Source organism: Cronobacter malonaticus LMG 23826 (genome assembly GCF_001277215.2).
GTDB classification, from domain to species: domain Bacteria; phylum Pseudomonadota; class Gammaproteobacteria; order Enterobacterales; family Enterobacteriaceae; genus Cronobacter; species Cronobacter malonaticus.
In genome coordinates this window covers 2,538,156-2,559,228 of the sequence record NZ_CP013940.1, presented here as the reverse complement: position 1 = coordinate 2,559,228, position 21,073 = coordinate 2,538,156, and the positions used below count along the sequence as shown (strand labels likewise).

The following is a 21,073-nucleotide window of genomic DNA, read 5'->3' as shown; positions in this document are numbered from 1 at the left end:
GTTATCCAAAGTAGCTCACAAATATGACATTGGCGTGAATTTTGCGCATTGACGTTCCCCGGGTTTACAGGTATTCGTAAAGCGTGATTGCGCAAAATGTAATCACTGTTTTCTTTTCCACCAGACCTGAAATGAGGGAAACGAGGCATGAAGAGACAAAAAAGAGATCGCCTGGAACGGGCACATCATCGTGGTTATCAGGCCGGTATCACCGGACGCTCGAAAGAAATGTGTCCCTACCAGACCCTGAATCAGAGGTCTTATTGGCTGGGAGGCTGGCGAGAAGCCATGGAGGACAGGGCTCAGATTGCGTGAGCTTGTCTCTTTAAAAAGAAACCTCCGCATTGCGGAGGTTTCGCCTTTCTGAAAGCAAGGAAATGGCTATCAGAAAGCGGAGGTGTCCTGGAACAGGCCCACTTTCAGGTCAGTCGCAGTGTAGATCTGTTTGCCGTCAACCAGCACTTCGCCATCGGCAATGCCCATCACGAGGCGACGGTTTACCACACGTTTGAAGTGGATGCGGTAAGTCACTTTTTTCGCGCTCGGCAGTACCTGACCGGTGAATTTCACTTCGCCCACGCCCAGCGCGCGGCCTTTACCTTCACCGCCCAGCCAGCCTAAGTAGAAGCCGACCAGCTGCCACATAGCGTCAAGACCGAGACAGCCTGGCATTACCGGATCGCCGATGAAATGGCAGCCAAAGAACCACATATCCGGGTTGATATCCAGTTCCGCTTCAACGTAACCCTTATCAAAGTTACCGCCGGTTTCGGTCATTTTCACCACACGGTCCATCATTAACATGTTGGGTGCCGGCAGTTGCGGGCCGTTCGCGCCAAACAGCTCGCCGCGCCCGGAGGCAAGAAGGTCTTCTTTCGTATAGGATTCGCGTTTGTCTACCATGTTCTCAGTATGCCTTATTTTAGTGAAGCCCGCAGGTTAGCTAACACGTGTACGCTGAACAAGTCCGATCAGTTGTGGTTAAACCAGTTCATCCAGCGCAACGGCCAGGGACGCTGACGAACATCCTGCTGCGTCGCCTGCGTAATTCGCTCGCCGATAACGCCAAGCAGCGTCGTCTGACCTTCGCCATCCCACGGGAGAGTTGTTAATAAGGGTAGCGCATCTGTGACATCATCAATGGCCCAGATGGAAAATTGCCCCTGATCTACCGCGTCCAGAATCGCCTGGTTCAACGATAAATGACGCACATTAGCGGAAGGAATAATCACGCCCTGTTTGCCCGTTAAGCCGCGAGCCTGACAGACGGTGAAGAAGCCTTCGATTTTCTCATTCAGACCGCCGACCGGCTGCGCGCGGCCAAACTGATCTACCGAGCCGGTAATGGCAATCTGCTGATTAAGCGGCGCATTGGCCAGCGCACTGATGAGCGCGCACAGCTCTGCCATCGAGGCGCTGTCGCCGTCCACTTCGCTGTAGGACTGTTCAAACGTCAGCGAGGCGGAGAAGGGCATCTGCTGCTCCAGATCCAGCTCGGCCATCAGAAACGCCTGCATGATCATCATGCCTTTGGCGTGGATATTGCCGCCGAGTTCAGCCTTGCGTTCAATATCGGTAAATTCGCCGTCGCCAATATGCACCACGCAACTGATACGCGACGGCTCGCCGAACGCGCGCGGATGCCCTGGAAATTCAACCACCGAGAGCGCGTTAATCTGACCGATACGTTCGCCTTCGGTTTCTACCAGCAACTGACCGAGCAGGATTTCATCCTGCATACGCTCGGCAAGATACCCTTCACGCCAGGCGCGGCGTGCCAGCATCTCAGAAAATTGCACCGCGCTGAAAGTGTTTTCATCGCAGAAAGCGGCGACTTCACTCAGCTGGCGCGCCATCCAGAGCGGATCGAGCGGCAGCGTTTCCTGGTCGCCGGTATAACGCACGGCTTCACGAATCAAGAGCGGCCAGGCGTCGCTTGCCGGCGCGGGCAGCGCGAGCTGTGCGGCCTGGGCGCAGACCCAACTGCACCAGAGTGTAATATCTTCTTCGTCAGCAATTTGCAGGTCGTCTTCATATTCGCTGTAGATGGCTTGCTGCGCGAGTACCGGCTCCATCTCCTGGAAATCCGCCAGTGATTCGCGATCGCCTACCAGCACGACGCGAAGGTTAAGAGGCAGCGAAGGGAGGGAGACTGGCAGCGGACGCGACTCGTCCGGTGCGACCCAGTCAAAGCGTTTCGTGACGACCATCTGCTTCAGGCGCAGCCACAAGAGCGGCTGCAACAGCAGTGTTTTCAGCGGCACGACCAGAATGCCGCCGTTCGCTTTGTGCACAAGCCCCGGCTCGAGTGATATCTGACCAGCAAATTGCCTGACGCAGCCGAACAGCTCGCCCGCTTCAGCCCAGGTGGCTACAACCACATCGCGACGCACGGCGAAATCGCCCGGAGTCGCATTCGGTGGTGTCAGCGTCACATGCTGGTTTTCAATATGATAATGACCGCCAGCCAGTTCAGGCTGGTGCGGCAGCAAGGCTTTCGCGGTATCGGCGATAAGCTCCAGCAAAGGCTTCTCTTCATCCGCCTTTACCAGCAGGAAATCACTCAAAGGACGTGGAGCACAGAGCTGGCTCAGAGCGTCGTGAAGGCGAGGCTGAAGCGCCTCAAAATCAAGCGCGTCTGCAAAACCGGCATCCATTTCAGCAAACCGGGACTGGAAGGTTTCCGTATCGGGTACAAGCGCTTGTGATGTAAGTCTGTTAATGGTCAATGTCGAGGTTTTTTAGTCAGATGTAAAAGGCGAGATTATAGCGTAATGGGCCGGGCAGCACACCGGAAATGCCACTATTGCCCCGCAGAATCTCCCCCTGCGTCACAGACGGTTATTTCCTCTCAGCGAATCGAAAAAAAACTGTTATCCTGAAATGAGTTACACGGTCATCCTGAGATCGCAATGAAATACCAACAACTCGAAAACCTCGAAAGCGGCTGGAAGTGGAAATATCTGGTGAAGAAGCATCGCGAAGGCGAGCTGATCACCCGGTATGTCGAAGCCAGCGCAGCGAAAGAGGCGGTGGATCTCCTGCTGGGTATGGAAAACGAACCGGTAAGAGTGCTGGGCTGGATTGAACAGCATATGAACCCGGCGCTGCAAAACCGCCTTAAACAGACGATTCGCGCACGTCGTAAACGGCATTTTAATGCTGAGCATCAGCATACCCGTAAAAAGTCTATCGACCTGGAGTTTATGGTCTGGCAGCGTCTCGCGGGCCTGGCGCAGCGTCGCGGCATTACGCTTTCAGAAACGATTGTGCAACTGATAGAAGATGCCGAGCGCAAAGAGAAATATGAAAACCATATGTCGACGTTGAAACAGGATTTGCAGGCTTTGCTGGGGAAGAAAGAGTAATCAGGGCTGTCTTATGAGAAGGTGAGGCGGTGACTGTTTTTTATTCGTATTACATGCTGTGGCGCGGGCTGCAAAACGAAACAAAGCATTGAGGCGCTTCTCAGCAGACCCCTGACGCATTAATGAATGACGGTGCCAGAAAACAAAAAACCCCGCCGTGGCGGGGTTTTTCTTAACGTTTAACTTAAGCCTGCGGCTGAGTTACAACGTCTTTAACGCCTTTAACTTCGATCTCTACGCGACGATCCGGACCCAGGCACTCGATCAGAGCAGCGCGAGGTTTCACGTTGTCACAGGTGTTGCCAGTGACCGGATTGGATTCGCCCATACCACGTGCGGAGATCTTGTTGGACGGGATACCTTTGGAGATCAGGTAGTCAACAACAGACTGAGCACGTTTCTCGGACAGACCCTGGTTGTAAGCGTCAGAACCGATACGGTCAGTGAAGCCCAGAACCACGACGGAACCGTCTTTCGGATCCAGGTTGCTCAGCTGAGAGTACAGCTGATCCAGCGCCTGCTGACCTTCCGGTTTCAGGGTTGCTTTGTTGAAGTTGAACAGAACGTCAGACTTCAGGGTGAAGTGCTTGGTCTGTACTTCCGGAGCCGGAGCCGGAGCCGGAGCTACAACCGGAGCTGCATCTTCCTGCTGACCGAAACGGTAGGAAACACCTACGCTCAGCATGCCGTTGTCCGGACGAGCGCCAACAGTCTGAGCGTCACCGATGTTGTTAACCCACTGGTATTCCAGACGGGTAGCGATATCGCGGGTCATCGCCCATTCAACGCCGCCAGCGAATACCGGGGAAACGCCGGTGTCGTGGTCGTCGCCGCCGATGTTAGAAGAGGAGTCAGCACGCCATACCATGCCGCCCAGACGGGTGTAAACGTCCAGGTCGTCGGTTACCGGGTAACCCAGTTTAGCGGTCAGCTGTACGCCCTGAGCTTTGAAAGCGCCGTTTACAGTGTCGCCTTTATACGGCATGCGGCCCAGCCAGTCGTAGCCCATTTCGAAACCAACGTACGGGTTAACCTGGTAACCACCGAACGCGCCTGCGCCCAGCTGGCTTTCGTGAGTCGGGCCGTCGTTAGGAATAAAACCGGTATCGTGGAACTGGGACCAACCCAGTTTGCCACCTGCGTACCAGGTGTTATCTTTCGGTGCGGCCTGCGCTACGGTAGCGAAGCCAGCCAGTGCCACTGCAATCGCGATAGCTGTCTTTTTCATTTTTTGCGCCTCGTTATCATCCAAAAAGGCCATGCGCTTTTCCTTAGGAAAAGTTCACGGTTAAATCCTTCACCGGGGTATAGCTCAATGGTTACTCTACCGATAATGTCGGTTTATTGATGAGCACCCTGGCGAGGTAAAGTCTACAACGTAGTTGAAAACTTACAAGTGTGAAGTCCGTCAGGCATATGAAAAAAAACAACTTGCGAAAGCAAAAATTAACATTTTTGCGGCAATTTTAAACACTCGTAAAGTACGAAAGCGGACGTGAGCGCCCATCTGACCGTTCCTTCGCCGCTATCGCTTCTGCTAAAGAGACATGAACAAAAAATTACCAGGATTTATCCTAAAAAGGATTAATGCACCATTCCTGAGTGAATTCTTAAGGCAGAACGTGGTCTGTCACCCGGCAAAGAGGGCTGAACAGGACGCATCAAAAAGCCCATTGCGTTACCTTTCTCTGCCGCTACTGTCAGACGACGATGCTCTTCATCTGTTAAATCATCGTGCAGCCAGGCGATTACCACGCTGTAGTTGCCGGTTTCCAGCGCACGGATCATGGAATCAAGCGTGACCTGCGGGTTCATCTGGCTGACCTGCATCACTTTGGTCAGCGGCAGGCCAGCAGATTCCACCCACTCACGGCTCAGACGCTGCTGAGGGGTAAGCCACAGCTGCCAGCGAGACTGTTGCCCGAGCTGCTGTAAAAGCGGCAGCAGCACCAGTTGCGTCATCCACGGCTGGTCTTCGTTGTACATCACTTCACTGATCAGGCCTCGGGTTTCAGCCTGAGCCAAAGCACCCGCCGTTTCTTTTGCCAGACGACGTGAGCCATACGCGCGATTTTGATGAGAAGAGTACATAAAGGTCCAGCCTCGCTAGTTACTGTATGCATATACAGTAATGCTGGCGCGACCAAAGATCAATCGAAATTTCGGAAAGCATCTCGCAAATTTCGCATCTCGTTCCACTTAAAACGAAATTCGGATTGCTCACGAGGCACAACTTTCATATGTTCCTGTTAAGGGAAACGCTAATGGAATTTTTTATCCGTTACTAGTTGATATAAAAGGAATAATCATGGATAAATCTTCGTCTGACACTCTGATTCGGGTGCAGAATACGCTTTCATCTTTGGGAAATGTCACCCATCGTTCACTGTTTGGTGGTTACAGCCTCGCCATTGATGACGCTGTATTTGCGATGCTTGTGGACGGGCAGTTATACCTGCGCGCCAGCAATCAGAGCCGCGATTACCAGCACACCCATAATCCACCCATGCTGGTTTGTACCCGACGTGGCCGTCACATTAGCCTCAATTACTATTTGGTTGATGACGCGCTCTGGAATTCGCCATCCTTGCTGCGCGATCACGCACGCACAGCGCTGGCTTGCGCACAGGCGGAGAAAACCGAGCGCGCCCGCGAACGGCGAGTAAAAGATCTGCCTAATCTCAATGTTCAGCTTGAGGTTTCGCTGTGGGAAGCGGGAATTCGTGATGTGGAAACGCTCTGCGCATATGGCGCGAAAGAGTGCTGGTTAAAGCTACGAAAGGCCCGCAAAAACCTCAGTCTGCAGGTGCTTTATGCGCTTCAGGGCGCCATTATTGGCACCCATGAAGCGGCATTACCCGTACACATTCGCGAGGAGCTGCTTGAGTGGTTTATGCAGCTATCGGTGCAAAATCAGTCCTGAGCAAGCTGGCGCTGGAGGCGGCTGATTTCCGGTAAAATGGAGATCAAAAGCCCGATTTGCTGAAGCACCAGCGGCTCTTTACTCTCCTGGCGCGGCTCTATCAGCTCAATGCGCTGCGCCAGTTCCGTCAGCGATTTTTCCACACGCGCTTCGTCAGCAGGCTGATGATGCAGCGCGTCATCGACATAACAGACGGCGTCGTCAAGCAGAGAGAGGATCTCCTGGCGGGACAGCTTTTCACGGTGGGCACCCAGTGCTGAGATATAGCTAGTCAGCGTGTGGTTCAGACACAGAAAGCGGAAAGCGAGTTCGCGCATCTGAGTACTAATGCGAGGCTCGCTGGACATGTTTGACACTACAGAGGCCAGTTCTGCATCGCTGTTATGCGCGTCGCGACGCGCGATGCGATACGCGAGACGGTTATCGCGTCCCTGATGGTACTGCTCAAGGATGGCATCCAGATAACGGCAGTTGGCGTTAAGGGCGCGCTCCAGCACCACCGGCAACCGGCGAAACCGCCAGTCTGGCCAGATAAAGCTTACGGCACACCACGCAATAGCGCAGCCGATTATCGTATCCACCACGCGCGGCAGCGCCACTTCAAACCCTTCGCCCAGCAGGTTAAAGCACAGCAAGACCAGCAGCGTGATGAACAGCGTGGCGTGCGCATATTGCACCGTGCGGAAGACAAAAAACAGTACGCCGGTAATGACGATGAGTACCAGTTGCCCTTCAAGAGAAGGCACGAAATAGAGCACGGGAATGCCGACTGCGACGCCCGCCAGCGTGCCGATAATGCGCAGCGTCAGGCGATGTCGCGTAGCGTTATAGTTCGGCTGGCAGACAAACAGGCTGGTCAGCAAAATCCAGTAGCCGTGATTAAGCCCGGTGAACTGGATAAAAGCGTAACCCACGCACAGCACAAGAGACATTCGTACCGCATGGCGGAACAAGGCAGACTGCGGTGTCAGATTGCGGGTCAGGCGAAACCAGATATCGCTAAAACCGTTCAGGCTATCATCGGCAAGGCTGTGTTCGCTCTCGCTGGTGACAGGCTGCGTAAACGGCTGCTCTGATTCAATGGTGGCGAGCTGAGCGTCGATCGCCTTCAGATTGGCGACCAGAAAGCGCACTGCTTTTATTTCTGATGCCGAGCCACCCGCCGCTGCGGTGCGGTCGAGCGCGGCGTCGAGATGCGTAAAAGCACGCTCAAAACGAGGATCATGCTGGTACGGCGTGCGCAACAGCACAGATCGCGCCAGTTGCTGACACGCCTGTGACTGCATCGAAAGCAATCGCTGGAAGCGGAACATGACATCGCTGTAGCGGAAGGTGTCGCGCAGCGTCTGATACTGAATATGCGACGAACTGGCGCGCTCATGAATATCCTGGGCGACAAAATAGTAGTGCAGTGTCCGGCGCGTGCTGCGCTGGCCGCGGTCGCCGCGCAGTCGGGTCAACAGTGAGGCTTTCGTCTGGTTCAGCGTGGCGACCAGCTGGCTGTTCGCCATCGCCAGCTCCATCATAGGTACCTGGTTTTCGTCTTCGATATCCGGGTCGAAAAAGCGCGATTTGATTTCCAGATAGTGCGCCAGCTGTTCATAACAGCGGGCGAGGTTTTCCTGAAGCGGGCGCACCGGGAAGAGCAGATGGCCTGCAAGCGTCAGGAGGTTGTACCAGACCGCGCCCGCGAGCAGCAGCAGCGGCTGCTGATACCAGTGCTCGTATAATGAAACCCCGAGCATGGTGTAAATCGCGATCAGCAGTGCGCCGAAGGCGATAGTCGCGTATCGCTGGCCGAGGCCGCCAAGCAAAATAAAACCGATAGTGGAGACCGTCAGCCCGGCGGCAAACAGCCATGGCCATGGAAACAGCAGTTCCACCGAGGCGGAGGCGATAAAAAAGCTAACCAGTGTGATCAGCAGATTGCGCAGGCGTCCCGTCAGACGGTCGTCGAGATCGGTGAGTGCTGCGGCCACCACGCCAAGCGTCAGCGGGATAGTCAGCTTCGCCTCGCCAAGCCACCAGGGCAGCGCCGCCGTACCGCACAGTGCAATAAAAATGCGCACATTGGTCAGCCACGCGCTGTTCCATGCGTGGCGGTGAAGCAAAGGATTAAGCATCATGAGCGCTTCCGGCGTTACTGGAAACGGCGGCGCGCGTTGGCTTCGCGGGCGGCCTGAGCAGTTTCGACAGTGACGACGCGACGTCCAACCGGCCAGAGCGCAATCGCGGCGATTTTAAAATTCGCGATGCCGACCGGAATGCCGATGATAGTCACACACTGCGCAATCCCGGTCGCGATATGCAGCAGGCACAGCCACCAGCCGAAAAACACCAGCCAGAAAATATTCAGCAGCGTGCCGCCGGTGTTCAGCAGCGCGTTTTTGCCCGCCGGGTCGAGTTCATCGACATGCACCGCTTCATTACCGTACGGCAGGAGCGAGAGCTTAGTGATTTCCCAGCAGGAGCGCGTCAGCGGCAGCGTCACGACCAGAATGATGCTGACCAGTGTCGCCACCAGCCAGGAGAACGTGGTGGCGAAGCCGCCCAGAACGAAATTCAGAATATTTAAAACAGTACGCATAAAACCTCAAAAGCATCGACAGAGCGCCGGAGTGATAACCACAACAATTGTAACGCGTTTTGGGTCTGGAGCGTGATATCGCAGGCAGGTAAACTTAACGCTATAACACCATACACCGGCAGCCTCATGGAACTGAAAGCAACCTCTCTGGGTAAACGTCTGGCGCAGCACCCCTATGACCGCGCGGAAATCCTCACCGCCGGGGTGAAAGTCTCCGGCGATAAACATGAATATCTGATCCCGTTTAATCAGTTGCTGGGCATCCAGTGCCGTCGTGGACTGGTCTGGGGCGAGCTGGAATTCACGCTGCCGGATAACAAAGTCGTTCGGCTGCACGGCACCGAGTGGGCCGAAACCCAGCGCTTTTACCATCATCTGATGGCGCTCTGGCAGCAGTGGAGCCAGGAGATGAGCGAGGTCGCGGCGGGCGTGCTAAATGCCTGGCGGGAGAAACTGCGCAGCAGCGAAGCCCAGGAAAAGTGGCTTAAGCGCGACGAGAGCGAGGCGCTGTGCCATGCGCTGCGGCGGGCGTTGCAGGCGCTGCCGATGCCGACATCGCGCCTGGAGGCGTTCGATAACTGCCGCGACGCCTGGCGCGAATGTCAGGCCTGGCTTGCCGACAGTGAGGCGAAGCGTCTTTTGCATAATCAGGCTTATACCGACGCGATGCTGACGCGCTACGCCGATTTCTTCTCGCAGATTGAAAGCTCGCCGCTTAATCCGTCGCAGGCGCGAGCCGTCGTCAACGGCGAAAGTTCGCTGCTGGTGCTGGCAGGCGCCGGGAGCGGCAAAACCTCTGTGCTGGTGGCGCGCGCGGGCTGGCTTATCGAGCGCGGTGAGGCGACGACGGAGCAGATCCTGCTGCTCGCCTTCGGGCGTCAGGCCGCCAAAGAAATGGAAGATCGGCTGCAGGCGCGGCTGCATACGGATGCCATTACCGCACGCACGTTTCATGCGCTGGCCTTGCAGATTATCGGCCAGGGCGGGCGGAAAACCCCGCGCGTCAGCGAGCTGGAAAACGATACCGCGGCGCGGCATGAACTTATACTGAACGCCTGGCGCGAACAGTGCCGCGAGAAAAAAGCGCAGGCGAAGGGGTGGCGTCAGTGGCTGACCGACGAGCTGGAGTGGGACGTTGATGACGGCGATTTCTGGGAGGACGAGGCGCTGGGCAAACGGCTGGCGAGCCGGCTTGACCGCTGGCTGGGGCTGATGCGCATGCATGGCGGCTCGCAGGCCGAGATGATAGCCGCCGCGCCCGACGAGGTACGCGATCTGTTCCAGAAGCGCGTCAAACTGATGGCACCGCTGCTGAAAGCCTGGAAAGCGGCGCTGAAAGCCGAAGAGGCCGTCGATTTCTCCGGGCTTATTCATCAGGCGATTAACGTGCTGGAAAAGGGCCGGTTCGTCAGCCCGTGGAAGCATATTCTCGTGGACGAGTTTCAGGATATCTCGCCACAGCGCGCGGCGCTGCTGGCGGCGCTGCGCCGTCAGAATTCCGCCACCAGCCTGTTTGCGGTGGGTGATGACTGGCAGGCTATCTACCGCTTTAGCGGCGCGCAGCTTTCGCTGACGACAGCGTTTGAGGCGCATTTCGGCCAGGGCGATCAGTGCGCGCTGGATACCACCTACCGCTTTAACGGGCGCATCGGTGAAATCGCCAACCGCTTTATCCAGCAAAACCCGCACCAGTGCGAAAAACCGCTTAACAGTTTGCGCGCGGGCGACAAAAACGCCGTGACGCTGCTTGCGCAGGAGCAACTGGAGGCGCTGCTCGACAAAATGAGCGGCTACGTGCGCCCGGATGAGCGCATTCTGGTGCTGGCACGCTACCACCATCTGCGCCCGGCGGCGCTGGAGATGGCCGCGACCCGCTGGCCGAAGCTGCAACTGGAATTTATGACTATCCACGCCAGTAAAGGGCAGCAGGCGGATTATGTAATTATTCTCGGGCTTAACGAGGGGCGGGAGGGCTTTCCGGCACCGGCGCGGGAATCCATCATGGAACAGGCGTTGTTGCCGCCACCGGAGGATTTCCCGGATGCCGAAGAGCGGCGTCTGCTCTATGTGGCGCTGACCCGCGCGCGGCACCGCGTCTGGCTGCTGTATGACAAAGCGGCGCCGTCGGTGTTTGTCGAGGCGTTGTCGCATCTCGGCGTGCCAACGGCCCGTAAGCCGTAATTTATTTCAGACGTTCGGCGAGATAGCGCGGGTAGTCGGGGATCAGCACATCCAGCGTGTCGCTAAACGTCGGCGACTGGATAATAAAATCTGCCGTCGAGAGATTGGTCGCCACCGGGATGTTCCAGACGGTGGCAAGGCGCAGCAGCGCTTTGACGTCGGGATCGTGCGGCACGGCGTTGAGCGGGTCCCAGAAGAAAATCAGCACGTCGATTTTGCCTTCGGCGATCATCGCACCCACCTGCTGATCGCCGCCCATCGGGCCGCTCAGCATGGCGTTGACGTCAAGGCCGGTCGCGCGCTGCACCAGGTTGCCGGTGGTGCCGGTCGCATACAGCGTATGGTTGGCCAGCAGCGCTTTATGGCGCTCGACCCATTTCATCAGCATCGATTTGCAGTGGTCATGCGCCACCAGGGCTATCTTCTTTTGGGCTGGCAGGGTTCGGGTTGTCAGTTCCATATCATTTTCCGGATTACATAACTGCCTACAGATTACTGGAAGTGATGGCGGCTGCAAGCGAAGCCGGTAAAAACTGTGTGCGTTTCTGCTTGTCGCCGTCGCATGGTGCGCCCGACGCCTTTGGCATACACTGAAAGGACTGAGCTAACGGGGAGGTAAAATGAAAGATTCTGATATCGCAGAGATTTTACAGAGCACCAAAACGATCGCGCTGGTGGGGGCGAGCGATAAGCCAGACCGTCCGAGTTACCGCGTCATGTCGTATCTTCTGGATAAAGGCTATCACGTAATCCCCGTCTCGCCGAAAGTGGCGGGCAAAACGCTGCTCGGCCAGCAGGGATACGCCACACTTGCTGACGTGCCGGAAAGAGTCGATATGGTGGATGTTTTCCGCAACTCTGAGGCCGCGTGGGGTGTCGCGCAGGAAGCGATTGCGATCGGTGCGAAAACGCTCTGGATGCAGCTTGGCGTCATTAACGAAGAGGCCGCCGTACTGGCGCGCGATGCGGGGCTGAAGGTGGTGATGGACCGCTGTCCGGCGATAGAAATTCCGCGTCTCGGTCTTTTACAGTAATAAAAAACCCGGCGTTGCCGGGTTTTTTTAGTTGCGCAGACGGGGTGCCTGGAGCTGCTGGCGAATGGATCGCGCCAGTTCATCCATGGAGGGTTGCTCCGGATGTTCCTCCTGCATTTCGCCACTGAGCTGGGCTTCTGCAAGATAGGTGTGCACGGGCTGGCCGTCGTCATCTTCCATCACAACGTGATACCACGGCGCGGCGCGCAGCTCGGCGTTTACCGCCAGTTCATCGACTTCAGGTTCATCAAGCGAGTACTCAGGGTCGATATCCACCACAACCCCTAAATACCCTAAAAGAGAATGACGAACCTGCTGGCCGATACCAAATTTGCTGGCAATCATTGTCACCTCCCGGGAAACGTTCATACCCTGTATATAAGGGCGGAGCATTCCTTTTCAAGCTACATGACGCGACAGGCAAACCCTTTCAGATAAAGACCTTCCGGGTAGCTCGCGATCACTGGGTGATCGGCGGCCTGACGGAACTGCTCTATAAATTGTACATCACGACCCGCATCTGTTGCGGCATCAGCAACAATTTTCTGGAATAAATCGGTGGTCATCAGCCCGGAGCAGGAGAACGTCAGCAAAATGCCGCCAGGGTTAAGCAACTGGATCGCCAGCATATTGATGTCTTTATAACCGCGGCACGCGCCCTGAAGCTGGCTTTTGTTTTCCACGAATTTCGGCGGGTCCATTATGATGACGTCGAACGTCTCGCCCTGGTCGCGATATTTGCGCAGCAGCTTAAAGACGTCGTCGCGCACGAACTCCGCTTTGCTGATATCAAGTTTGTTGAGCTCAACGTTTTGCTTTGCGACATCCAGCGCGTCCTGCGACGTATCGACGCTGATGACCTGGCGGCAGCCGCCCATCAGCGCAGAAACGGCAAAACCGCCGGTGTAGGAGAAGCAGTTCAGCACGCGTTTCTCTTCCACGTAACGGCGGGTGGCGAAACGGCTGTCGCGCTGATCCAGATAATACCCCGTTTTATGGCCGCCTTTGATATCCACCAGCAGCTTCATGCCGTGCTCTTCAATCGCGAGCAGATCCGGCGGCAGTTCGCCTCTCACCGGCCCCTGCGCGAGCTCCATGCCTTCTTTTTTACGCACCGCGACGTCGGAGCGGTCATAGATGGCGCATTCCGGATAGAGCGTCTGTAATGCTGACACCAGCGCCGGACGCTGATATTCCGCGCCCGCCGAGAGCAGTTGCAGCACCAGGAAGTTGCCGAAGCGGTCAATCGTCACGCCCGGCAGGCCGTCCGATTCCCCGGCGATGAGACGGTAGCTGTCGAGCCCGTCCTTTTTCGCCAGCCAGTCGCGCCACTGCTGTGCCTGTTGCAGGCGGCGAGTAAAAAAGGCGATATCGATGGTTTCATTCTGATCGAACGTCCAGACGCGCGCGCGGATCTGCGAGGCGGGGGAGAGGGCGGCGCGTGCTAACCATTTTCCCTGATGGTCGACGATGTCGATGGTTTCACCCGGCGCGGCTTTACCTTCCATGCGCGCGACGGCACCGGAAAAGACCCAGGGATGGCGGCGCAGGAGAGATTTCTCGCGCCCTTTGGCTAACACTAAACGTACGCTCATAATTTGCTATTCTGTGATTCAAAGAAAATGGGCGCCATTCTCCCGACTTCAGCCGGGAAATGCAACGCTACCGCAAAGGAGAACCGCTATGGCACAACAATGCACGATGGCCTGGGTGCACGGCCGAGTACAGGGCGTCGGGTTTCGCTACACCACGCAGCATGAAGCGACGCGGCTGGGTCTGACCGGCTATGCGCGTAATCTGGACGATGGTAGCGTGGAGGTGCTGGCCTGCGGCGAGGCTGAACAGGTGGAAAAATTAATCGCCTGGCTAAAAGCGGGCGGGCCGCGCAGCGCCCATGTGGAAAAGGTGCTGACCGAGCCGCATTCGCCCGCTGAAGATTACAGGGATTTCCGCATTCGCTATTAAATACACTTCACCGGTTTCGGCAAGCCGGCGATTTTAGTGGCTTGCTTGGCCGGGCCTTTCGGGAAGAGGCGATAGAGATAGCGGCTGTTGCCTTTCTCTTCGCCAAATTTTGTCGCCATCGCTTTGACCAGCATGCGGATAGCAGGCGACGTATTAAATTCGATATAAAAATCACGCACGAAGCGCACCACTTCCCAGTGCTCTGGCGTGAGCGTGATGCCCTCTTTTTCAGCAATCACTTCCGCCAGGCCTTCGCTCCAGACGTCGAAGACTTTCAGATAGCCTTCGGCGTCGGTTTCAAACTCTTTACCTTCAAACGTTAACATACGCATTTTTGCCCTGATTCATACAGCGCGCAGTGTAGCAAATTCCCGCCGCCAGAAAAAACAAAGCCCCGCACGGGGCGGGGCTTAAGCGCAGTTTCGGTTAACCGTTAGTCGCGGCTCGCGAAGCCCAGAATGCTCAGCAGGCTCACGAAGATGTTGTACAGTGACACATACAGGCTGACGGTCGCGCGAATGTAGTTGGTTTCGCCACCGTGGATGATATTGCTGGTTTCAAACAGGATCGCGCCTGAAGAGAGCAGAATAAACACGGCGCTAATCGCCAGGTGCAGCGCAGGAAGCTGCAGGAAGATGTTCGCGACCATGCCGATCAGCACAACCACCACGCCCGCCATCAGCATACCGCCCAGGAAGGACATGTCTTTACGGGTGGTCAGTACGTAGGCGGAACAGCAGAAGAACACCAACGCCGTGCCGCCAAGCGCGAGTGCGATAACATCGCCCATTCCGGCAGACAGATACGCATTCAGCATTGGCCCCAGGATATAGCCCAGGAAACCGGTAAAGGCGAACGCCGCCAGAATGCCGCTCGGCTTATCGGCCAGGCGATAGGTCAGGAACATCAGGCCGTACATACCGACCAGCGTCAGAATCAAACCCGGCGATGGCAGTGCGAGTACGGTGCTGGCGGTCGCGGTGATCGCGGAAAACGCCAGCGTCAGGCTCAGCATAAAATAGGTATTACGCAGAACCTTATGGGTGCTAAGCAGCGACTGTCTGTCGCGCGCAGAGGTAATTAAGCGATCCATGAGTAGTCTCTCATTACAGGTGTTTAGTTTCCGAGCATAGAAGGTAGCACGCAACGGGAAAAGCCATTTTACCCATCTTTACGCTGCTTTATTTCTCTAAAAACAAGGACTCAGAAAAGGCGTTTATATCATAAAAACCGGGCTGCCCCGACGCGCTTTCAGATCCCCCTCTTATATATGACGTAAAAGCGTTGCATGAAACCCGGCTCGCGACTATCAGTGTTAACGACACATCACAACAACACACAAGGCGTGGAAAATGAAAGTGAATCATAAGGCTCTGACTTTTTCTCTCATCGCCGCCGTCATTTCCGGCGCATGCGCGACGGCGTATGCGGCGCAGGTGCCGGCAGGCGTTGAGCTGGCGGCAAAACAGGAACTGGTGCGTAACAACGGCAGCGAGCCTGCCTCGCTCGACCCGCATAAAGTCGAGAGCGACGTTGAATTCAACATCATCAGCGACGTTTTTGAAGGGCTGGTGGCGGTGCGTAAAGATGGCTCGATTGAACCGCGGCTTGCGGAAAGCTGGGAAAACAAAGACAACACCGTCTGGACGTTTCATCTGCGCAAAGGCGTGACCTGGTCTGACGGCGAGCCTATTACGGCGGAAGATGTGGTCTGGAGCTGGCGGCGTCTGGTCGACCCGAAAACCGTCTCTCCTTATGCCAGTTTTCCGGGCAACATGAATATTGAAAACGCCGCTGACATCGCCAACGGCAAAAAGCCGACCGACACGCTGGGCGTGAAAGCGCTGGATGACAATACCGTTCAGGTGACCCTGACGCAGCCTACCGCGGCGTTCCTGTCGATGCTGGCGCACCCGTCGCTGGTACCCATCGATAAAACCGCCGTTGAGCGTTTCGGCGATAAATGGGCGCGCCCGGAGCATTTCGTCTGCAGCGGGGCGTATAAGGTCACCGACTGGGTGGTGAATGAAAAGATCGTGGCCGAGCGTAATAAACGCTACTGGAACGACAAAGAGACCGTCATTAATAAAGTCACTTATCTGCCCATCGCCGCCGAAACGGCGGATCTGAATCGCTATAAAGCGGGCGAAATTGACATCACCAGTACCGTGCCGCTCAATCAGTTCGCCCAGTTGAAAAAAACAATGCCCGATCAGGTTAATGTCTCGCCGCTGCTGGCAACGTATTACTACGAATTTAACACCAGCAAACCGCCGTTTAACGATCCGCGCGTGCGCCGTGCGCTCAACATGGCGCTCGACAAAGACATCATCGCCCAGAAAGTGCTGGCGCAGGGGCAGCGTCCGGCGTGGGTGGTCAGCCAGCCTGAAATTGGCGGCGTGAAAATCGCGCCGCCGGAGTACGCCAGCTGGCCGCTCGAAAAACGCGTCAGCGAGGCGAAAAAACTGCTGCAAGAGGCAGGCTTCAACGCTCAGCATCCGCTCACGTTTAATCTGCTCTATAACACTTTGGAATCGCACCAGCGCATCGCCATCGCGGCAAGCTCCATGTGGCAGAAAAATCTCGGCGTGGTAGTGAAGCTCCAGAACCAGGAGTGGAAAACTATGCTGGATAGTAAACACACCGGTAATTTCGACGTGGTGCGCTACGCGTGGAATGCCGATTACGACGACGCCTCGACCTTCCTGAATAACTACCGCACCGGCGACAGCCAGAACACCTCGCGCTATACCAACAAAGCGTATGACGAGGCCCTGACGAACGCCTCAAAAGCCGCTGATGTCACCGAACGCGGGAAATATTATCAGCAGGCGGAAACGATCCTGGCTCAGGATGTGCCCGCGATTCCGGTCTATCACTACGTGCGTACCCATATGGTGAAACCCTGGGTTGGCGGTTTTTACTCCAGTAACCTGGGCTTCTACTACACCAAAGATATGTACATCAAAAAACATTAACCGGAACGCGGTGCTGTTATTGCCCGTAAAACTGCTTTATTTGTGATCGTTGTGCCGGTATTTCAGTCAATTAGCGGGCTTTTGGCTGTTTTTAAGGCAATCGAACACATTCGGGCTTTACACGGCGCGGGGGGATGTTTATAGTTCGCGTCATTGCGGAAGTGTGGCCGAGCGGTTGAAGGCACCGGTCTTGAAAACCGGCGACCCGAAAGGGTTCCAGAGTTCGAATCTCTGCGCTTCCGCCAACCAATTCAAGGGGATGCCGAAAGGCGTCCCCTTTTTCGTTTGGGTGTTTCGCCTTCCGCGCTTCATCAGGGTTTCCTTAATGGTTTTCGGTAAGTTTGTTACTGGAAGAAAAACCGCCTGCCGCATGCAGGGCCGCCTGACCGCCTGATACCTCTCCTGACCGGTAAACTCTGCTTACACCTGCCCGTTGCCCCTCGCTTGTGAATGTTATTTGCGTGCGTAGCATCAGCGCTTTAACACACTGTTAAATAACGCTTATCGCCATATTCCGGCGGGGCAGGCGGTTTCAGGGAGAGAAACAATGGCATCGCTGCAAACGGTTATAGAGAGTTGTCAGACACAGAAAGATGAGCTGGCGGCGCAGGCACAGGCGCGTCTCGCGCTCTGGGAAAAGTGGCTGCAACCCGTCATCGCCACGGCCCCCACCGGGAACGATCCGGGTTATGACGACGATTTCCAGCAGATCCGCGAGGAGGTGAATAAGCTCTCCGGCGCGGACATCACGCTTATCAGTGAGCTGGCAGAAAAAGTGCTGACCACAGCATCGAAAGATATCCGTGTCGCCACCTATTACGCCTGGGCGCGGCTACACCGTGACGGTGAAGCGGGTTTAGCCGAAGGGCTGGAGCTGCTCGCTGCGCTGCTTACGCGTTTTGGCACGGCGCTGCACCCGCAGCGCGCGCGCAGCCGTCAGGCGGCGCTGGAGTGGCTCGCGGGTGCGCGCGTCCTCGACAGCCTGTCGCTTTACCCGGAAGTGACGCGTGATGACGCCCGTCGTACCGCGGGCGCGCTGCTGTTGATTGAAAAGGCGCTGGCGCAGGAGGAGCCTGCCGCGCGCCCGTCGTTAATTGCGCTGTACGGCGCGCTGGAAGCGCGGCTGATGAAAGCGGGGGGCATGGATGCCGTCGTTCCGCAAACCACCAGCGACAGCAGCGCGACGCCGCCCGCGGCTGCGCCCGCTATCAGCGCTATTACTTCCGGGCGCGACCTGCTGGATCAGGCCCGCCAGCTTGCCGACTACCTGCGTAACCAGCCCGACGGCTGGCTCGCCGCTCACCGCATGATGAAAAGCCTGCGTCACGATACCCTTCACCAGTTGCCGCCGCTCGCAGGCGACGGGCGCACGCGTATTGAACCCCCAAAGGCCGACCAGCGCGCGCTGTTAAAACGGCTCTGGCTTCAGCAAAGCTGGCTCGAACTGCTGGAGCAGGCCGACAGCCTGTTTGCGCGCGGCGCCTGTCACCTGTGGCTCGATTTACAGTGGTATCTCCATGAAGCTTTACAAAAATCGGACAAAGAGACGCTTGCGGGCATTATTCGCGCCGATCTGAACGGGCTGTTAAACCGGCTGCCGGGCCTTGAGACACTGGCGTTCAGCGACGGCACGCCGTTTGCCGACGAGGTGACGCAACACTGGATCGCGCAGCAGGTGCGGGAAACTACCTCCGGCCCCGGCGCGGCGCACGTTGTGGATGCAGGCAGTGCCGATGACGAGGTGCTGCAACTGGAGCCGGAAGCCGTCGCGCTCGCCGACAGCGACGGCATCGACGCGTCGCTTGGCTGGTTACAGACCCGGCCTGCGCTCACCACGCCGCGCCAGCGCTGGCTCCAGCACCTGTTGATGGCGCGTTTAGCCGAGCAATATGGCAAAAACGATCTGGCACTGCATCTGCTGGCGGCGCTTGATGTGGGCGCGTCGCAGATGACGCTCTCACAGTGGGAGCCGGCGCTGCTTTTTGAAGTGGGTGCCAGGCGGCTGCGGCTGCTGCGCATGAAGGCCGGGCGCAGCGACGCGGAGAAAGCGCGCCTGCAAACCGATATGGAACATCTGCTGGCGCGGCTTATCGCCATCGACCCGGCGCGCGCCGCCGTTTTATGCAGCTAAGCCAAAACGTTAAATCAATCAGGGAAGGAGAAACCGATGCCCGAAAATTCTCTCGCGCCGTCGCTCTATGAAATGCTTTACGGTAATTTCGCAGGCGGCCTGCCGCTTGATGCTGTCAGCGAAGAAAACCAGGTCATTCTGTCGGTGCTCGACAACATGCAGCGTATTCTGAACACCCGCGCCGGTAGCCTCAAACATCTGCCGGATTATGGCCTGCCGGATATGACCAAAATCCTTCAGGGCATGCCCGGCACCGCCCATGAACTGATCGGTACACTCTCCGCCGTGTTGCTGAAGTATGAGCCGCGCCTGAAGCGCCTGAACGTGGTGATGCTCCCGCAAGCCACACCCGGCGAGCTGCGCTATGCCATCGACGCCGAGCTGAAAGGCGTTGGGCTGGTGCGCTACGGCACCGAGTTTATGCCAGAAGGGCGGGTACTGATTCGCCACCTTAAACAACAGCAGTTTATGGATAACCGCGCCGCGCTCTGAGCGGCCTTCAGGACAGGGATATTATGGAAACGTCCACTGAACGCTATCTGAAAACCGGCGGCGATCCGCGCCTGCTGCCGGATTACGCCGCGCTTCGCGAAGAGCTTGGCAAACTTACGCACCCGGCGCGCCCGGATGTGGACTGGCGGCGCGTCGAACAACTGTCGCTCTCGCTCTTTGAGCGCAACGGCGTCGAGCTGCAAACCGCAGCGTGGTATACGCAGGCCCGTCTGCGCTTGCTGGGAGTGCCCGGCCTTAACGAAGGGCTGGCTATCCTCGAGGCGCTCATCTCGCGCCAGTGGGGAAATCTGTGGCCGCAGCCGGTGCACGCGCGAATGGAGATTTTAAGCGGCCTCAGCCAGCGAGTGCAGCAGACGCTGCGCACACTCTCGTTGACCTATGCGGATCTCGGCGCGCTCTATCAGGCGGAGCAGCACGTAACGCGTATTATCACGGTGCTGGAGCGCCTTGAACTGAAGCATGTCAGTCAGATGGACGCGCTGCGTATGCATTTGCATAACGCGGCGGCGCGGCTGGAAAACGACGCCGGGCAGGGCGAGGTGACGCTTAAGGAGCGCGCGGCGGCTGTCCATGACGCGCAGACAGATGACATCCGCCGGGTCTATGTCGCGGCCAGCGCGTCTGCGCCGGACACACCATCAATACCACGGTCAGCGCGTCGCAGCCTGAAACCCTTTATCGCCGGTATGCTCACCATGCTGGTGGCGGGCGGCGCGGTATTCATGGGCTGGCAGATTTATCATCGCCCCGATCCTTCGCAGGCGCGGATTGCGGCGTCGCTTCGCGCGTGGCCGCAGATGGCAAACAGTGCCAACCTCACGGCGGAACAGGCGCGCCAGATTGACGCGGCGATGGTACTGACTCAGACGCGACAGCGCCTCGACTGGCTCGCCGCGCTGCCGCCGGAGCGCAATATCCGCTTTGCCTGCGAGCTGGCGCGTCAGGCAAGTCAACTCCTGCCGCAGCATCCACAGGCGCAGGCGCTGACCCGCCAGTGGCGACAGCAGATGAGCGCCGCCGCGATGCCACTGCAAAATCTGGATGGCTGGCGTCGCGGCATGACGCAGCTCGACGAATTGACCGCGAGGCTTAACGCGCTTGATGAGCGGCGGGGTAAATATCTCACCGGCAGCGAGCTTAAAACGATGGTGTTTAACATTCACCAGGCGTTTGCCGCCATGCCGCCAGCAGAAGAGCTGTTGCGTCAGATGGCAGAGCAGCGCCAGCAGGGCGTTGTGCCAGCCGCGCTGCGCCAGGAAACGGAAACCCGGCTTAATCAGCTTCTTTACCGTTATGTCCTGCTGACGCCGCAGGCTCCCGACAGCACCACGCCATAACGGTAGTTTCGCTCTCCCTTTAACAGGTAAAAAAAATCCTGCCCACCGGGCAGGAA

Annotated in this window: 21 protein-coding genes and 1 tRNA gene; 11 read left to right on the top strand and 11 right to left on the bottom strand. The window is 57.1% G+C overall.

The genetic code is table 11. The features are described 5' to 3' along the window. The first annotated feature begins 147 nt into the window (after positions 1–147). Positions 148–315 carry a ribosome modulation factor gene (gene rmf, locus AFK66_RS21485; protein WP_004385424.1) on the top strand — a complete coding sequence of 56 codons (168 nt, stop codon included), beginning with the start codon at positions 148–150 and terminating at the stop codon, positions 313–315. Between the two features lie 69 nt (positions 316–384). Here the strand turns inward: rmf and fabA are convergent, their stop codons facing one another. Together fabA and AFK66_RS12130 are read right to left on the bottom strand one after the other, a co-directional pair. Then, positions 385–903: a bifunctional 3-hydroxydecanoyl-ACP dehydratase/trans-2-decenoyl-ACP isomerase gene (gene fabA, locus AFK66_RS12135; RefSeq protein WP_004385423.1), complete on the bottom strand. Its 519-nt coding sequence runs from the start codon at positions 901–903 to the stop codon at positions 385–387. 68 nt (positions 904–971) lie between these two features. Continuing rightward, the gene (locus tag AFK66_RS12130; RefSeq protein WP_032968080.1) at positions 972–2,729 is read right to left on the bottom strand and encodes an AAA family ATPase; all 1,758 of its coding nucleotides are present in this window, start codon (positions 2,727–2,729) and stop codon (positions 972–974) included. A 183-nt stretch (positions 2,730–2,912) separates the two neighbouring features. Here AFK66_RS12130 and matP point away from each other — a divergent pair, with 183 nt between their 5' ends. Further along, positions 2,913–3,368, top strand: a complete 456-nt coding sequence (gene matP / locus AFK66_RS12125) for a macrodomain Ter protein MatP (protein WP_007782655.1) — start codon at positions 2,913–2,915, stop codon at positions 3,366–3,368. Between the two features lie 184 nt (positions 3,369–3,552). Here matP and ompA read toward each other — a convergent pair whose 3' ends face one another. Then, positions 3,553–4,596 carry a porin OmpA gene (gene ompA, locus AFK66_RS12120; protein ID WP_004385421.1) on the bottom strand — a complete coding sequence of 348 codons (1,044 nt, stop codon included), beginning with the start codon at positions 4,594–4,596 and terminating at the stop codon, positions 3,553–3,555. A 356-nt stretch (positions 4,597–4,952) separates the two neighbouring features. After that, positions 4,953–5,459 carry an SOS-induced cell division inhibitor SulA gene (sulA, locus tag AFK66_RS12115; protein ID WP_007782659.1) on the bottom strand — a complete coding sequence of 169 codons (507 nt, stop codon included), beginning with the start codon at positions 5,457–5,459 and terminating at the stop codon, positions 4,953–4,955. A gap of 217 nt (positions 5,460–5,676) precedes the next feature. On the opposite strand from sulA, the gene AFK66_RS12110 reads away from it, so the two are divergent. Further along, on the top strand, positions 5,677–6,291 hold the full coding sequence (locus tag AFK66_RS12110; protein ID WP_007782662.1) for a TfoX/Sxy family DNA transformation protein: 615 nt from the start codon (positions 5,677–5,679) through the stop codon (positions 6,289–6,291). Here the strand turns inward: AFK66_RS12110 and yccS are convergent. Next, on the bottom strand, positions 6,282–8,414 hold the full coding sequence (yccS, locus tag AFK66_RS12105) for a YccS family putative transporter (RefSeq protein WP_105609451.1): 2,133 nt from the start codon (positions 8,412–8,414) through the stop codon (positions 6,282–6,284). The two genes, AFK66_RS12110 and yccS, sit on opposite strands and share 10 nt — an antisense overlap. A 17-nt stretch (positions 8,415–8,431) precedes the next feature. Continuing rightward, complete coding sequence (locus AFK66_RS12100; RefSeq protein ID WP_007782665.1) at positions 8,432–8,878, bottom strand: YccF domain-containing protein; 447 nt, start codon at positions 8,876–8,878, stop codon at positions 8,432–8,434. Positions 8,879–9,004: 126 nt separating this feature from the next. Here AFK66_RS12100 and helD point away from each other — a divergent pair, with 126 nt between their 5' ends. After that, entirely contained in the window at positions 9,005–11,059 is a 2,055-nt protein-coding gene (gene helD / locus AFK66_RS12095; RefSeq protein ID WP_023899031.1) for a DNA helicase IV, read from the top strand. A 1-nt stretch (position 11,060) separates the two neighbouring features. On the opposite strand, the gene mgsA is transcribed toward helD, so the two are convergent. Further along, positions 11,061–11,519, bottom strand: a complete 459-nt coding sequence (gene mgsA, locus AFK66_RS12090; RefSeq protein WP_004385417.1) for a methylglyoxal synthase — start codon at positions 11,517–11,519, stop codon at positions 11,061–11,063. A 160-nt stretch (positions 11,520–11,679) separates the two neighbouring features. Between mgsA and AFK66_RS12085 the strand changes: the two genes are divergently transcribed. Then, complete coding sequence (locus AFK66_RS12085) at positions 11,680–12,093, top strand: CoA-binding protein (protein WP_007782670.1); 414 nt, start codon at positions 11,680–11,682, stop codon at positions 12,091–12,093. Positions 12,094–12,120: 27 nt separating this feature from the next. On the opposite strand, the gene hspQ is transcribed toward AFK66_RS12085, so the two are convergent. Together hspQ and rlmI are read right to left on the bottom strand one after the other, a co-directional pair. Further along, positions 12,121–12,438 carry a heat shock protein HspQ gene (hspQ, locus tag AFK66_RS12080; RefSeq protein WP_004385415.1) on the bottom strand — a complete coding sequence of 106 codons (318 nt, stop codon included), beginning with the start codon at positions 12,436–12,438 and terminating at the stop codon, positions 12,121–12,123. A 59-nt stretch (positions 12,439–12,497) separates the two neighbouring features. Further along, positions 12,498–13,688: a 23S rRNA (cytosine(1962)-C(5))-methyltransferase RlmI gene (gene rlmI / locus AFK66_RS12075; RefSeq protein ID WP_007782672.1), complete on the bottom strand. Its 1,191-nt coding sequence runs from the start codon at positions 13,686–13,688 to the stop codon at positions 12,498–12,500. 88 nt (positions 13,689–13,776) lie between these two features. Between rlmI and yccX the strand changes: the two genes are divergently transcribed. Then, a complete protein-coding gene (gene yccX, locus AFK66_RS12070) occupies positions 13,777–14,058 on the top strand; it encodes an acylphosphatase (RefSeq protein ID WP_007782674.1) in 282 nt (93 codons plus the stop codon). Here the strand turns inward: yccX and tusE are convergent. Both tusE and yccA read right to left on the bottom strand, forming a co-directional pair. Beyond that, entirely contained in the window at positions 14,055–14,384 is a 330-nt protein-coding gene (gene tusE / locus AFK66_RS12065) for a sulfurtransferase TusE (RefSeq protein WP_007782677.1), read from the bottom strand. The genes yccX and tusE overlap by 4 nt on opposite strands. A 107-nt stretch (positions 14,385–14,491) precedes the next feature. Next, positions 14,492–15,151 (bottom strand): FtsH protease modulator YccA, encoded by a 660-nt coding sequence (gene yccA, locus AFK66_RS12060; protein ID WP_007768438.1) that lies wholly within the window; start codon positions 15,149–15,151, stop codon positions 14,492–14,494. A 259-nt stretch (positions 15,152–15,410) separates the two neighbouring features. Between yccA and AFK66_RS12055 the strand changes: the two genes are divergently transcribed. From AFK66_RS12055 to AFK66_RS12035, 5 genes are all read left to right on the top strand, one after another. Next, positions 15,411–17,036: an ABC transporter substrate-binding protein gene (locus AFK66_RS12055; RefSeq protein WP_007782680.1), complete on the top strand. Its 1,626-nt coding sequence runs from the start codon at positions 15,411–15,413 to the stop codon at positions 17,034–17,036. A gap of 157 nt (positions 17,037–17,193) precedes the next feature. Continuing rightward, a tRNA-Ser gene (locus AFK66_RS12050) sits at positions 17,194–17,281 on the top strand. Between the two features lie 302 nt (positions 17,282–17,583). Continuing rightward, a complete protein-coding gene (tssA, locus tag AFK66_RS12045; RefSeq protein ID WP_023899025.1) occupies positions 17,584–19,167 on the top strand; it encodes a type VI secretion system protein TssA in 1,584 nt (527 codons plus the stop codon). Positions 19,168–19,203: 36 nt separating this feature from the next. Continuing rightward, a complete protein-coding gene (gene tssE / locus AFK66_RS12040; RefSeq protein WP_007782682.1) occupies positions 19,204–19,659 on the top strand; it encodes a type VI secretion system baseplate subunit TssE in 456 nt (151 codons plus the stop codon). Positions 19,660–19,682: 23 nt separating this feature from the next. Beyond that, positions 19,683–21,017: a VasL domain-containing protein gene (locus tag AFK66_RS12035; RefSeq protein ID WP_007782684.1), complete on the top strand. Its 1,335-nt coding sequence runs from the start codon at positions 19,683–19,685 to the stop codon at positions 21,015–21,017. Positions 21,018–21,073 lie beyond the last annotated feature (56 nt).